12 protein-coding genes and 4 pseudogenes are annotated in these 14,029 nt (G+C 41.5%); 2 read left to right on the forward strand and 14 right to left on the reverse strand.

Annotated elements, in window-relative coordinates; all coding sequences use genetic code 11:
• The 3 genes and pseudogenes from PX481_RS00750 to PX481_RS00760 form a co-directional block, all read right to left on the reverse strand.
• A pseudogene (locus PX481_RS00750) lies at window positions 1-605 on the reverse strand (glutamate synthase subunit alpha); the annotation flags it as partial.
• Between the two features lie 1,098 nt (window positions 606-1,703).
• Entirely contained in the window at window positions 1,704-3,350 is a 1,647-nt protein-coding gene (locus PX481_RS00755) for a hypothetical protein (RefSeq protein ID WP_288027096.1), read from the reverse strand.
• Between the two features lie 53 nt (window positions 3,351-3,403).
• On the reverse strand, window positions 3,404-4,327 hold the full coding sequence (locus tag PX481_RS00760; RefSeq protein ID WP_288027094.1) for a glycosyltransferase family 2 protein: 924 nt from the start codon (window positions 4,325-4,327) through the stop codon (window positions 3,404-3,406).
• Window positions 4,328-4,549: 222 nt separating this feature from the next.
• Here PX481_RS00760 and PX481_RS00765 point away from each other — a divergent pair, with 222 nt between their 5' ends.
• Complete coding sequence (locus PX481_RS00765; protein WP_287672814.1) at window positions 4,550-5,242, forward strand: class I SAM-dependent methyltransferase; 693 nt, start codon at window positions 4,550-4,552, stop codon at window positions 5,240-5,242.
• Between the two features lie 500 nt (window positions 5,243-5,742).
• Here PX481_RS00765 and PX481_RS00770 read toward each other — a convergent pair whose 3' ends face one another.
• The 9 genes and pseudogenes from PX481_RS00770 to PX481_RS00810 form a co-directional block, all read right to left on the reverse strand.
• Window positions 5,743-6,630 carry a succinate--CoA ligase subunit alpha gene (locus PX481_RS00770; RefSeq protein ID WP_002751009.1) on the reverse strand — a complete coding sequence of 296 codons (888 nt, stop codon included), beginning with the start codon at window positions 6,628-6,630 and terminating at the stop codon, window positions 5,743-5,745.
• A 309-nt stretch (window positions 6,631-6,939) separates the two neighbouring features.
• Window positions 6,940-7,244: pseudogene (locus PX481_RS00775) on the reverse strand (transposase); the annotation flags it as partial.
• Window positions 7,235-7,651 carry a YggT family protein gene (locus PX481_RS00780; RefSeq protein WP_043999469.1) on the reverse strand — a complete coding sequence of 139 codons (417 nt, stop codon included), beginning with the start codon at window positions 7,649-7,651 and terminating at the stop codon, window positions 7,235-7,237. The pseudogene PX481_RS00775 and the gene PX481_RS00780, both read right to left, overlap by 10 nt.
• 89 nt (window positions 7,652-7,740) lie before the next feature.
• A complete protein-coding gene (locus PX481_RS00785; protein ID WP_002763233.1) occupies window positions 7,741-8,604 on the reverse strand; it encodes a cyanophycinase in 864 nt (287 codons plus the stop codon).
• Window positions 8,605-8,837: 233 nt separating this feature from the next.
• A complete protein-coding gene (locus tag PX481_RS29985) occupies window positions 8,838-9,101 on the reverse strand; it encodes a zinc ribbon domain-containing protein (protein WP_419866688.1) in 264 nt (87 codons plus the stop codon).
• Between the two features lie 452 nt (window positions 9,102-9,553).
• Window positions 9,554-9,682: pseudogene (locus tag PX481_RS00795) on the reverse strand (transposase); the annotation flags it as partial.
• 8 nt (window positions 9,683-9,690) lie between these two features.
• Window positions 9,691-9,840 (reverse strand): lmo0937 family membrane protein, encoded by a 150-nt coding sequence (locus tag PX481_RS00800; RefSeq protein ID WP_110546089.1) that lies wholly within the window; start codon window positions 9,838-9,840, stop codon window positions 9,691-9,693.
• Between the two features lie 50 nt (window positions 9,841-9,890).
• The gene (locus tag PX481_RS00805) at window positions 9,891-10,367 is read right to left on the reverse strand and encodes a CsbD family protein (protein ID WP_043999468.1); all 477 of its coding nucleotides are present in this window, start codon (window positions 10,365-10,367) and stop codon (window positions 9,891-9,893) included.
• A gap of 296 nt (window positions 10,368-10,663) precedes the next feature.
• The gene (locus tag PX481_RS00810; protein ID WP_002763229.1) at window positions 10,664-10,846 is read right to left on the reverse strand and encodes a CsbD family protein; all 183 of its coding nucleotides are present in this window, start codon (window positions 10,844-10,846) and stop codon (window positions 10,664-10,666) included.
• A 320-nt stretch (window positions 10,847-11,166) separates the two neighbouring features.
• On the opposite strand from PX481_RS00810, the pseudogene PX481_RS00815 reads away from it, so the two are divergent.
• Window positions 11,167-12,218 (forward strand): annotated as a pseudogene (locus tag PX481_RS00815) (IS701 family transposase).
• Between the two features lie 365 nt (window positions 12,219-12,583).
• Here the strand turns inward: PX481_RS00815 and PX481_RS00820 are convergent.
• Both PX481_RS00820 and PX481_RS00825 read right to left on the reverse strand, forming a co-directional pair.
• A complete protein-coding gene (locus PX481_RS00820) occupies window positions 12,584-13,039 on the reverse strand; it encodes a BON domain-containing protein (RefSeq protein WP_002763227.1) in 456 nt (151 codons plus the stop codon).
• A gap of 28 nt (window positions 13,040-13,067) precedes the next feature.
• Window positions 13,068-13,670, reverse strand: a complete 603-nt coding sequence (locus tag PX481_RS00825) for a general stress protein (protein ID WP_002763225.1) — start codon at window positions 13,668-13,670, stop codon at window positions 13,068-13,070.
• Window positions 13,671-14,029: the final 359 nt, after the last annotated feature.

A 14,029-nucleotide genomic window follows, 5' to 3' on the forward strand; every position in this document is an offset into this window, starting at 1 on the left:
ATGGTGCGACAGGAAAAGGAACAGAAATAGAAATCATCGGCCAGTTGCTTACCGACTTCAGAACGGGCAATATAGAGTAGGCGATCGAATTGAGAACCGGCTAAATCGGGGGAAGTAACCAGAATTTGCTCGACGTAGGGTTGATTTTCCCTTGCTTGTCTTCCGAGGACTTGGGGACGGACGGGAACAGCACGCCAACCTAAAATCTTAATATTATATTTATTGACAATTTCTTCGATGTGTGCCTTAGCGTCGGCGCGTTCTTGGGCCGCTTGGGGAAGAAAGACCATACCCACCCCTAGTCGCTCAGATTCTGGCATATTTAAGCCATTTTCGGCGAACCAAGGAGCGAGGACATCTCTGGGGATAGCGGTCATCATACCGGAACCGTCACCGGAATCCTGATCGGCGCTGCAGCCTCCCCGGTGTTCCAAACAACCTAAGGCTAAAAGGGCCTGTTCAATCAGTTGATGGCTACCAGAACCGCGCACATCGGCAATAAAACCGACTCCGCAAGCGTCCCGTTCCTCTACGAGCCATCGGGGACCCCAATAGGGATCGATTTGGTGTATATTGTCGGCTTTTAGGTTATTTTGTTGCGCCATAGAAGTTATCCTTAGGGTCGTTGTCTAGAAGGGTGGGATAGTTGGTCTGCTGAAAGGGTCAATCTAGAAGAGAATTTTTTTTGATCTTGCCGTTTCGATTGTCGCTGATTTTTCCTAATTTTTGCCTGTTGCCATCTTTATCTTGGCCGGTCTGAGGAATCACAGGTGATCTACCATGATATAGTAGCTCTTAGGAATTGTCATCGAAAATCCCCTGGATGGGGTGAAACATCCTTCTAGGTGCTTATTTTGGCAGAATATTGTCGGATTATCAATGCTAAGACCGAGATTTAAACCCCAGACACGGGTGTTTTTAGTCCTGAGCGAATATTTTAGTTAAAAGTCCTTCTATTCTAGATTCTGCCGCTTTTAAGTTAGACAGTTGGGGATGCTTGGGAGAGGAGACTTTTGTAGTCAGACTTTGGAGAATTGGTCTAAAAAGTATCTTTATATGTTGCAACAACCTAACAAAGATCTGTTATAAGACTGAATAGAACTGAGGTTAATTTAGGTTCAAATATAGGGCAGAAGTCATCGACAGGACAGAATAAAGCGTCTATCCTAAGCATAGGGCGAGAGCGGCTGGATGGTGTTCTGTTTTTCAGCATATCATCTCTCCCTTTCCCTATCCCGAACTCAGATTGTGTGGAGCTTTCAAGACAGGATCGTGATTAATCCCCATATTTTGGCCAGCCAGTATCCTAGGGTCACAAAAGCCCCAACTTTGCAATGATTTTAGTGTTTTATGCCCTTTTTTCGATAAGATAAGCTTATCGAAAAAATCAGGTCTAAAACCTCGCCTTAAGGCGAAAAGTTTTTGGAGCGGGGCATAAATCCCCGTTACAAAAACGGCCTCCTGCCTCCTGCCTCCGTTAAGGGTTTTAGGCAAAGGGCAAGAGGCACTCATGCAAAAGGGAAGAAAAATAGGTGTACCCTCACTAGCTTAGGAAACGCTATATTTTTCATGATTCAATCTCATACTAAATCCGTTGAGTATAGGCTACTTATGAGGATAGGCAAAAGGCAAAAGGCAAAAGGGGAAATAAATAATCAGTCTTTAATAACTGGATTTAGTATCACTAAGTTTGATATATGAAACTACTTGATAGAAACTAATTTGTTTTTCTCTATCTTCTTCCATAATAAATTAACAACAACAAAAATGTTTAGTAGGGAAAAGGCGGAAAATAAAGGCATACCCGGGAAAGAATAGCGCATATGCACCAACAGTAAACTTGCATCCACTAAAGAATATAAAAGCAAACGAAGGAAATTAATCACAATAATAAACAAGAGAATAAATACATAATTAGATAATAAGGGTGATTTAGGTTTACTATAAAAATAGTATATCAGTAAGAATACTATAGAAATTATCCCGATGGTATTGATGATATGAATAGCTCTAGTTATCACTTTAACTAACAGTAATCTTATTCTACTAGGCCGTTCTTTTCCCGTCCAAGCTGCACGACGATTAGCTACCTTATTAAAGAGGGTAATACTTGCCTTAGGATCGTCCACAAGAAAAATTTTTTCTACTTCTGAAAAGGGAGGATAGAGAAACTTGGTGATCACTTTTATAGAAGATTCCTTAAGGTGAGGCAACCAAATCCCAAAATTAGGATCTATATAGCTAAAGCCAAAAGCTTTTGTTGGTAAAAGACGATTACGAAAAGCAGTTTTTAACTCTTGATTAATTTCGGTAAATTTTTGATAAACTTGCCGAGTAGTTACCGACCTAGGATTAACAGGGTTGATACTATCACGCACAGCATCTGCTAACAGCCAGACTGTAAATTTACCGCGAATTTCTTCTTTAGGAAGGAAAGGTTCTAGGGTTTTGAAGCTGGGACTAACTTGATAAGCTGCTTCTAACTGTGCTGGATTAATAGGAACCTGTCTGACTGGAGTACCAGCATCTATTTTCATTAATCCTGTATACATACCCTTAAAACTAGGTGCATTCCACAAACTTACCCCTGGCACACCCAAGAAAATTGAGTTAAGTGAGACTATGGCAAAATTTACCATAATGAAGACTAACAGGGGTAAAAATACTAAAAAACAAGACTGTTGGATTTTTTCTCTTAATTTCCACTGAGGCTTGGTTAAAAACATAATTGGAATTAAACTTAACATATAGATGTATTCAATTCCTTTTTCTGGTCGAGTAATGCCGATAAATCCGAGGGTTAATCCAGCCAAACAGGAATAAATGATTTTTTCTGATATTTTTTTCTTGAACAACAAAAATATGATCAACGCAATCAATATATTAAACAATGAAACCGTTATTGCTTCGCTTCTCGCATCATTAAAAAATCTGAAAGTCAGAGGATAGAAAATTAGCAAAGAAAAAACTAAAACACAGACAATTTTCGGTACTTTTAGTAAGCGAATAGAATAAATCAATAAAAACACTGAAAAAATGTAAAATAGTTCGTGGAATATTCGCAGGGGTATCCCCGTAAAACTAACTAGCCAAACAAATAAGGAATAACCTGGGGGATGGCCTAAATTTAAGATACCAATTCCATCGGAAAACCAAACCGCTCTTTCCGCACGACTTAGATAATTCTGGGGATCACTGGGAGAGGCCACTATTTCACTGGTTCTCGTTAAGAATAGTTTAATTAAACAAATTAAAGTCAAAATAATTGGAAAAATTTTCGACACGACTTGACACTTAATCTCTACTATACCTTCACTTATCATAGTTTTTATACTTAACCAATAGTTCATTTAATACCTCTCCAAATTGTCGCAAAAAATGCTGATTATACCGATATTTATTATCAAGTTCGTTTATCAATCATGTCTGCTAAAAGAGCAAACATTCCTGTTTGGGTTGCCGCTATTAATAGCAGGAGAGTTCTTTCTGTGAGATCTTCATGAACAAAAATATCTTGAATTAGGGTAAATAAAAACCCAAGAAAGAAAAACCCAGCAATGGGAAGAAAAACCCGGAGAGGGGCAAAATACATTCCCACCCGGAGGATTAACTGGACAAAGCGCAAAGTATCCCGGATAGGCTTAATTTTACTGTTGCCCTGGCGAGCAAAATAGTCAATCGGTTCATAATGGACTAAATAACCATTAGTCAACATGGCGAGGGTAATCGTAGTGGTAAAACTAAAAGTATCGGGTAAGATATTAAAAAATCTTTCGACCACGCTCTTACGAAAAACCCGTAAGCCACTATTAAGATCCGGAATGCGACTATTGCTAATCCATTCGGCAAAACGGACAAGAAACCACTTAGGAATTTTGCGAATTGTTGGATAACTGACATTCGCACCAGTACGCGCCCCGACCACCATATCGGCATTCTCTAGCAGGGCAACTAATTGGGGAATTCTTTCGTTAGGATAGGTTCCATCTCCGTCCGTAATCACGATTGCGCCATATTTAGCCTGTCTAATTCCCGTTTTCAGTGCTGCGCCATAGCCACGATTTCTGGGATGTTCGATTAACCTAAATGTCATCAATTCCTGAAGTTCTCGCAAGATTTCACCCGTTCGATCCTTAGAACCATCATTAACCACCACAATCTCATAGGTACAATTAGAGAGTTTTAGTTGTTCTTGGAGAAGTTTTAAAGTCGGAGTAATACCCTTTTCCTCATTATAGACGGGAATGACAATAGAAAAAGCAGCATTGTTTTCCTTTCTTGCTGAACTTGACGATAATTGACTCTCCAATTTTGCACTGCTTTCCATTATTTCCAGGTGGATTGTTATTGGTTGAACCTCTGATTATGATTGGTTTTTTCAGAGATAGCCTCGTCGGGGTTAACCATAACCATATGTAGTCAATGGCCATAGGCCATCAAGGTTAAGAAAATTTTTCCCTCAACCGCACGAACTTTTTGTGCCTAGTTAGTATATAAGTGTATATTGAACAGTTGTCAAGTCCTTCAAAAAAAATTAAGGAATAGATTCATGGTAGAAAAATTAGGCATCGATTATTTTGGCAAAAACCGCCCCCTGGCGAAACTTCACGGCAAGACCACCCTGCAAATGCGCCGCAAAATGTATGATTTTTTAGAGAATGCCGTGGATGGTGTGAGGGGAAAAAAATTTTTAGACCATGGTTCCACACCGGAAACCACCAGACAAGCGAGTAACTGCTTTATCCGCTGGTTGCTGGAAGATGATGCTAAGGTTTATGCCTGTTCTCCTGAAGAAATTAGCCATTTAGCGGCATTTTTCCCCGGATTACTTGTCCTTGATTGGCCTCCCACACCTTCCCAAGTAGAAGGAATTGACTATATCATCTCATCGGCGGTTATCGAACACGTCGGCAATGAACAATCGCAGATTGAATACGTCAGCAGCCTGCTGCGATTATGTCCCCGCTTATTTATCACCACTCCTAATCGCTACCACTGGCTAGAATTTCATACGCGCTTGCCCCTCTTCCACTGGCTGCCGAGAAGTTGGCATCGCGCTGTCTTAAACTTAATTGGGATGAAGTTTTGGGCTAGGGAAAAAAATCTGCGCTTGCTTGCGGAAGATGAATTTGCCCGTATTATTGAACAAGCTGCCCGAATTAATGGTTTAAAAGTTACTCTCCACTGGTATAAGCCGAAATTTCTGGGCTTAGTGTCTAATCTCTGCGTTTTAGTTCACTAAGGCTGTCACTCCTAAAACCACAAATCTATTCCTGGCCACAAACAGAAAATAAGTTATCAAAAAAAGACGAAAAGAAAGGACTTTTTCCGATAATAAAGGGTAGGTTTAACTCTGCCCTTTGCTCCGCTTTCTGGGCACTGATTACTGATTAAACCTCTTGCGTAATTAATTTTTCAGGGTTCAAAAACGGCAAAAATAAGGATTAAATGGCATAAAATATGTAAATAGACCATTTAACTGATTATTATTTATTCTTAATTCTCCTGACTACTGACTACTGGCTACTGACTCCTAACCCTAACAACAATTTTTGATTTTTACAAGAGGTCTATTAATGATTAACCTCAGTTCGGGATAAGGGGGGAAGGAAAAGGCGGCGGCTAGTAAGCTGAAAAATATATAACCATACCCTCGATAGTTCCAGTACTCCCAACTCCGGTGCAGTCTTAACGAGTAATTTAGGTAGTCAACAGCTTATTATTGGAGCAATGGGGTCAAATTCAGGACAAGACTTTAGCTAAAGAGGCAGGTAAATCGGCTAATTTTTCTACCACTGTCACCCCAGCTTCTTGAAAATGACGTAAGCTATCTTTTCTGGTATTCTTAGCGGCAACAGAGTAGGAAAGTTGGTTAGAAATAATTGTTTCTGTATCGCCGAAATTGGTTTCAATCGCTGCATTTAACCCCACAAGATAGGCAATCACTGGTTTTTCGATCGCCGAGGCAATATATTTGGCTGCCTCGATTTCGGCCTTTCCCCCCACCTGACTGACGAGGAGAATTGCCTCGGTATTGTCATCTTCCTCAAAAACCTGCAACCATTGGGACAAATTGGAGCCAATAATGCCGTCAGTACCCAAATTTACCGCCATAGATTCACCATACCCCGCTGCTGTTAAAGTTTTCGCCACTTCATCCCCTATGCGATCGCCGCGGGTGATCAGACCGATTGTCCCCGATTGATAAAAATTCGGTTCACAAATACCCAACCAAAGATAATTGGGAATAATCACACCCTGGCTGCCGGGGCCGAGAATTAATGTCCCGGTGGTACTAGCTATCTTTAATAATTCCACCAGATCCAAGGGGGGAACTCCGGGGGTGACGATAATTAATTGGGGAATTGCTGCTGCGATCGCTTCTAAGGCCGCATCTAGGACTTGATTGGGGGGGACTAAAATTAAACTGGTCTTGATTTCTCCGGCTTCAGCAACGGCCTCGGCCACTAGATCAAACACTGGTATCTCTGCGATTATCTCACCACCGTGGCCACTAGCCACCCCCGCTACTAAACAGGTTCCCTGAGCTTTCAATCGTGCCGCATAATATTTGCCTAGGGGTCGATCGATCCCTTGCATAATTATCTGATCTTTATCTGTCCATTTCATATATTAAGTGTTGGGAGTTGTTTCAGTAAACAGTAAACAGTAATCAGTAAACAGTAAACAGTAATCAGTGAGACACTGTTGATGGGAGTTTTTTTCAGTGGTCAGTAAACAGTAAACAGTAATCAGGTTCTGAAGGCAAGAGTCACTCATGCAAGAGGCAAAAGAAAGAATCTGGCAATTCTCTCACCTAAAAAGAAGGTGAGAAACTAGGCACATCAAAGCTTTTAGCTTAACCAATTAGGTTTTAGATTCGGCCCTTGTGAACTGAAAACTCACATCTGATTACTGATGACTGATAACTGATATACTTTAGTCGTTCATAATCTGAGATTTATTAAACTTCTGAAATCCTAGAGTGAGCAAGGAATCCAGTTCTTTTTTATGTTTCAGATAGGCATCATTCAGACATTCATAAATAGCTGAAGAAAAGTCGGAAAAGTTTTCATAATATTTACCATACAAACATTTCTTTTTGACAAATTTCCACAGGCTTTCAATTAAATTTAGATTAGGCAATAAGACGGCAGATAGAGTAATTCTATTGACAAAGAAAGAGCCAATTATTCAACAATTTTACATTTTTGATAGCGGGCATTATCTAATACTAGAGTGATTTGAGGAAAAAATGCAAGTTATAGCCGTGCAAAGTATAGCTCAAGAGAGCATAGGCTACGATCGCAATCACAATATTAACATCAAATATGTTTGCTCCACCAGATGAAGCAGGACTAATGAATAAGGTGGAAAATGGCGCAATGAAAGGTGCAGATAGATGATTAATCAACTGAGCAAATTGATTTTGTGGGTTCGCACCAAACAAACGCAGCAAGAACCTCATTACCAGTAGTATTTGCACTATTCCTGCCAGCCCGAAAATGCTATTAATTATCCAATTTAAGGTATTACTTCGTCTGGCAGATCGCAGGCGTTTCTCTTCTTGATCAAGTCGAAAAGCCTCTTCATCATGTAGCAGTTCTTGTCGCCGCTCAAGATTGGTTTCATCATCCCGATCGTGATTCATTCTTAGACCTCAGAGTCAATATTTTTCTGATTTAAATAAATTCTCCAATCAGTGGCGGGTACAAGCCACCACTGATTGTTCCCTCCGACCTACTCCCTTTCAACTTCTGCCTCCTTTTTAGGATTGCTATCCTTTAACTCTATTGATCGAGAGAAAACGGGCTTGCGAGTTTTCAAGTTAAAGCGGAATCCTTGAGGTAAGATGTGCAACCTGACTCCACACACTGCCATCGCTTCATCTTTGAGCAGTTCGTCTAAATTATCATAAGTTGCTTCTGATTCATCGACAACTGTTACAGCCCCACGCCCCACCACTTTAAATTCGTCACCGTCCACAATTACTGCTGTATCTTCGTCAATGCCAAAGCCTAAGTTAGCTGGCTGCTGTAAGAGAGCGGAAATCAGGCGACCTAGCCGTCCGCGCTGGGCAAAATGCTGATCGATCACCACTGAGTGCAGAAATCCCATTCCCGGACCCATCTCTATCGCGTCCATGCGTGGGTTGGTTTCGGAGTCTCCTTCAATAATCATCAGATCGGGCATGATGGCAGCACCGGCACTTGTCCCACCTACCACCATTCCCTCCCGATTGCGTTGGTGAAGTAAGGTATCTAGCTGAGTTCCCTTGATGTGTTCAATGATTAGGGCTTGATCTCCCCCGGTAAAAAACGCTCCTGTGGCTTCCTCAATGATTTTCAGGTTTTCTGGATCGTCGGCATCTTCCCTGTGAATGGTATCGAGGACACATACATCCTCGACACCGAGTCGCTCAAACACTCGGGTATAGGCTTCTCCAGCCGAACGAGGCTCACTTGTTGCCGCCGTTAACACGGCAATTTTAGCTTTAGTCCCGCCAGCACAGCGAACAAACTCTCGCAAGATTTGACAATCTCCATCTTTGTCTTCTGCTCCACCAATGATGATTAATTGCCCTCGCTCTTTTGTGGATTCCATACAAAAACTCCTTGAATAACTAAACAGCACAACAACATAAAATTAAATTATAATCGTTCACACCTCCCCTACCCAATACCGTTCGGTTGAGCAAACCAGCCCCCACCCCCCTCAGTCCCCACCCCTCTCTTATCTCCCCTTTCAGGGGAGACGATAGAATTCCCCCTTAAGGGGGATTTAGGGGGTGGGATTGACATCCTCACCGCCCTAAAAGGGACGGTGATTCCTAGACCTCACGATCTAGGTTTCTGCTTCTTAGCAGTTGCCTTCACAGACTTACTCTGTTCGGGTCTGACACTCGCGACCCAGACTGATACCGCAAGCCCTGCGGCCAAAATGTTTTTACTGGCGTTAACATCCCTTTCATGGCAAGTTCCACATTCAGGACACTCCCATTCTCGGACACTTAACGGCATTTTCTCAACGATATGCCCACAATTATTGCACCGTTTTGAACTAGGAAACCATCTATAGCGTTTCTCGCATCTGTGCGGCACACTTAAACCTTTACTGATTAAGCTGTTCAGGCTCGGGAATGTACCTCGTGTGAATCAGAAATGCTATATCTATTTCCCGATAGTTTCTCCCATACCAACGGCATTTATAGGCTAATTGTCGAGTGATTTCTCCCCAACTAACATCTGATATAGCTTGAGCTAGTTTCGGGTTTTTTACAGGGTGAGAGCATCTCAAACGCTATTGACAATTGGCCAATTTTGTCATCCGCGTGGGCATTTCAAGTGATACCAGTCAATCAGAATAGTTACGAAATCGACCCATTTGGTCGATTTTTGCTTAACAATTGAGATGGCAAATTCTCCTCAAATATGCCTGAATCGTGGGCAAGCAACTCACATAAAGTTCATTTTGTCAAGGATTGTTAAGATGCGCTTACCTTGGGGTTTTTTACCAGGTCTTTTACCGCTAAATTTTCAACTACAATCGTTTAGTTTTCACGAACTAATTGAGTGGTTAGCTTATGTAAATGGTCTTTTCTGCTATCGGTGATTCGAGCCTGAATCTTAGCTACTTTGATTCTTGCTTTTTCCCGATTTTTTGACCCTTTCTGTGTTCGAGAATCAACAATTACCGTCGCCTCATAAACAAGTTGTAGACAACGCCAATCAGCACCAAAACCAAAAGCAGGTGGATTAAGCCGCCGCCAATGTTAATGGAGAATCCTAACAACCAGAGGATGAAAAGTATAACAACGGCAGTCCAAACGAGATCAAACATATTTCCCTCCTTGATTTAGAGAAAAGTGATGAAAATTCAGTCATCGATCCTTAATTGAGTATATCTTGAACCTGATCTTTCACATCTTCTACTGCATTGCGAACTTGGCTTTCGACTTGTTTAGCTTTTCCAGCAACTTGATCTTGGCGGTTGCCAGTAGCTTTACCTATCGCTTCTTGAGCTTTGCCTTCAATGTTCTTTGTGACTGCTTTTGCCCGCCCTTTTAACTTCATCTGGTCTTTTATATCTTCTGCTGCGTTACGAGCCTGACTTTCGACTTGCTTGGCTTTTCCCATCATCTGATCTTTGGGATCGCCTGTCATGTTGCCAATCGCTTCTTGAGCTTTGCCTTCAATATTTTTCGTAACTGCCTTGGCTCGATTCATGCTTGCGATTTGAGTCTGCGATTGGGTGGGTAAAGTTGCAGCCCAACTATTTGTAGTTCCAAAATCAAAAGCTATAGTAATTGCCAGCATTATAGTTAAAATAATGGTGACAAAAAAGCGACGAATCTGTTGAAGTGACATCATTTTAACTCCAAAAAAGAATTTGATGAATCGATGATACATGGATGATGAACAACTACTGTCTAGACCCTTTCGAGAAAGATTTTTCTAGTCTTTGACGGCGTAAGTTTATTTACCGAGGGAGAGATCTTCGACTTCTTTGAGAAGCTAGATATCTGGTAATATTGGGTTTATTTACGCCGCCTTGTCCTAGTGTTTCACCTGTCTCGAAAGAAACCATTTTTTGAGGAAGAGTTCCGATGAAAGCCTGGTTTCAATCATTTGTCTGAATGGCGGTTGCCGTGACAAACGACCTACTAATCAATAATTTTTTTGACTTCATCTTTCACATCTTCGATAGTGTGACGAACTTTTGCCTCTGCCTGTTTTTCCTTGCCCTCTGCTTGAGCTTTGGGATCGCCAGTCAGATCTCCTACTGCTTCTTGAACTTTACCTTCGATATTTTTGGCGGTTGCCTCGGCTCTATCTTTTAAGCTCATGATGCTCTCCTTATTGAATTTGTTGGATTTGAGAACTGCTTACCTAAGTTGAGCTAACAATTCTGCTTCTGGTGTTACTGTAACAGGTGGTTGTCTGATTTACTGTATGAATTGATTGAGTCTGTATGAATTGCTTGAATACGACACAAAATGTAACGATACCGTTTCTGCAAGCATAGAAATTACGCATTGACAAAAAGGCTTAAATGTGGGTGGTCTAATTTTGTTAGTCTTAGATACAATTTCTCTCTCGACTCTTGACAAAACCCTCTCCGATTTGATTTCCTGACACAAGGGCATCTCTTATAACAGAACAACTGATGAGAAACATTACGAAGCCAACAACTGCTCAATGTAATCTGGCTATTTACACCCTATTTTTGCTCTGGGAACCTAAATATATAAGCTGTGTTCGTTTGGCTCAAATTCTGGGCAATTTATCTCATGACAGTGTCAATCGTTTCTTGTGGCGAGAGAACTATACACCCAAGGATTTGTTTGATGAAGTGGCTCCTCAAATCGAACTTGAAGGAGGAACAATCAGTACAGACGACATGGTAATTGACAAGCCTTATAGTCACCCAGCTAAAGCTGAGTTAATCGATTACTTTTACTGGTGGTAAACACAAAAAAGTAGTCAAAGGTATTAACGTAGTTACCTGATATTATACCGATTGTAAAGGAAGGTCAGTTCCCGTTAATTATTGAATCGTTAATAAACAGGAGGGTCAGACAAAACATGAATATTTCTTAGAAATGTTGGACGAAGTAAAAGCTTGGGGATTGAAACCAGAGACAGTCACAGGAGACAGTTGTTATGCTGCCAAAGAAACCATGAATACCTTTAAAGACAAGGGCTTTCGGGGTTTGTTTGCTCCTCATGTGAATCGGGCGCGTCTCGGTTGAACTAGGAACTAAATATGTTCAAGTTCAAACCTTAGATATCCCGACCGATGGATTAATTGTTTATCTGAAACAAGTGGGATGAGTCAAGGTATTTAGAACGGTCTTCAAAAACGAATTCCGTTACTACGTTGTGTTCGTCTCTAACTCAGAGAAACTCCCCTCAATCACCAGGACAGAATTCCAGAAAATTCATGACCAACATTGGGGAATTGAGCAGTACCATCGTGCCTTAAAACCATTGTGTAATATTGAAGGGTTTCAAGTAAGAGAAAGTCAGGCGATCAGGACTCACATATTTTGTGCCATTCGCAGATTTATTCAGTTAGAATTTCTCCGATTTAAAGCGCAAATTGTTAATTGGTATTCCTGACAAAGGGAGTTATTTACTGAGGTCATCCGCTCTTTTATTGTCAATAATTTAGCATCCAACTTCCTTGACCTCAATAACTTGGAAGCCATAGTCTGAAGTTCAAAGGCATACTACGGAAATTCTGTCAATGCGTAAGTCCTAAAGCAATGATTAGACAAGGGGCTTAAGCCCCTTGTCTTCAAGGTTAGTTACAGTTGCTATCTTCTGTTTACTTCTTTTTAGCTGGAGCTGCTGGCGCAACTTGGGAGCATCTCATTTATGCAAGTGAGTAATTATGCTTGTCGCTAAAACTTGCTTCTGGTAAGGCTTTCAAAATAGCTTGACATAAAACTTAATTTAGGAGTTACAAAGGTGAGATGCTCACCGCAACTTTTGCGGCGTTGTCAGATTAGAATATGAAAGATGCAATGCAATCCTTGCTATCAAAGTAATTTCAGTTCCAAGCTGATTCGGAGCATCTTTCAATTTGACAACGCCACTTTTGCTGTAACTTTGACACTATTGACACCCTTGATTTGTTTTGCCAAGGGGTCAATTTTGTCGAGTTGCTCTTGAGTTTCTACGGTTCCAGAGACGACTACCGCTCCATCTTTAGCAGAAACTGTAAGTTGCCCTTTCGGGATGTTGGCTTCTAGCTTAGAGCGAACTTCACTGGAAAGGTCACTGTTGGCGCGATCCGCATCTCCTCCAGTTAGATTGTTGCGTTGCTCACGAGCGCGAATATCAGAATTGAGTTGATTTCGGCGCACTTGACTAGACGCATCGCTTTGGTTCTTTTGGACTGTTTTAGTATCAGGAACTTGCCCCGTTTCCTCTGTGGAAGAAGGGGCGTTGGTGCTAGTTTTAGCGTTGTTCTCACAAGCCACAGTTCCAATCAGTAGAAGGCTGCTGAGGATTAAAGTTGTGATCTTTTTCATGATGCAAATCCTTTAATAATTTCCGATTTTACAAACGAGAAGCAGGAGGATCGACATAGCCTTCAATTGCTAGGGCATTGTAAATTTCCCACTCGCGAATCCCTCGGCGCTTTAGAATTGTTTCAGCCTGAAGGATGTCAGCATCTGCACCGTCCACGATCAACAGGTAGTCTCCACGAACCACATAATCGTGATAGACTCGTGCCCGATCTTCTGGAATTCCTAGACCAATTAGACCACCTACCAAACCTCCGGTAGCCGTCCCGATTGCACCGCCAGCTAACGTGGTAGCGATCGCAGTTGCAGCCGCCCCTGCCAACATGACGGGGCCCACTCCAGGAATTGCCAATATGCCCAACCCAACCAGCAAGCCTGTCAGTCCTCCGATGGCTCCGCCTGCCGCTGCCCCGGTCTTTGCTCCTTCGTCAATATGAGTTGTTTTTGTTTCGGTAAGCTCTTGAACTCGTGTCTCACCAATCCGGTTGCTCTGCTCCAGTCGTTCAGGCTCTTTGGCAATGATTGATACCTCATTCATGGCAAATCCGTCATCTCGTAATCCATTCAGTGCCTTCTCTGCCTCTTGATAGCTAGAGAAGATTCCCACGGCTCGTTTACGGTTAGTTAAAGTCATTTTTCCCTCCAACGCTATGCGGTAAAAGCTTTGTAAATCCTATAGTATGGCGAACTATAGCGATTGAATTTCCTGATTCGAGTTGATAATTCTGCTCTTGGCATTACTGTAACAGGCGGTTGCTTGATTTACTGTATGAATTGATTGAGTCTGTATGAATTGCTTGAATACGACACAAAATGTAACGGGCGATGCACTAGAACTACCTTTTTTTATTAATAAATAGGGCTCTTCGGGAATTGTTATGCAAATAATTAACTTAAAATAAAATTCGATGAGAGTACCTAAGCTCAAAAGTAGCTGAAATCCATACAGGGAAGGATTTAAGGCATCAACAGGTTAATACCAAAAGATAGACA

The organism is Microcystis sp. M53603_WE2, from assembly GCF_030065435.1.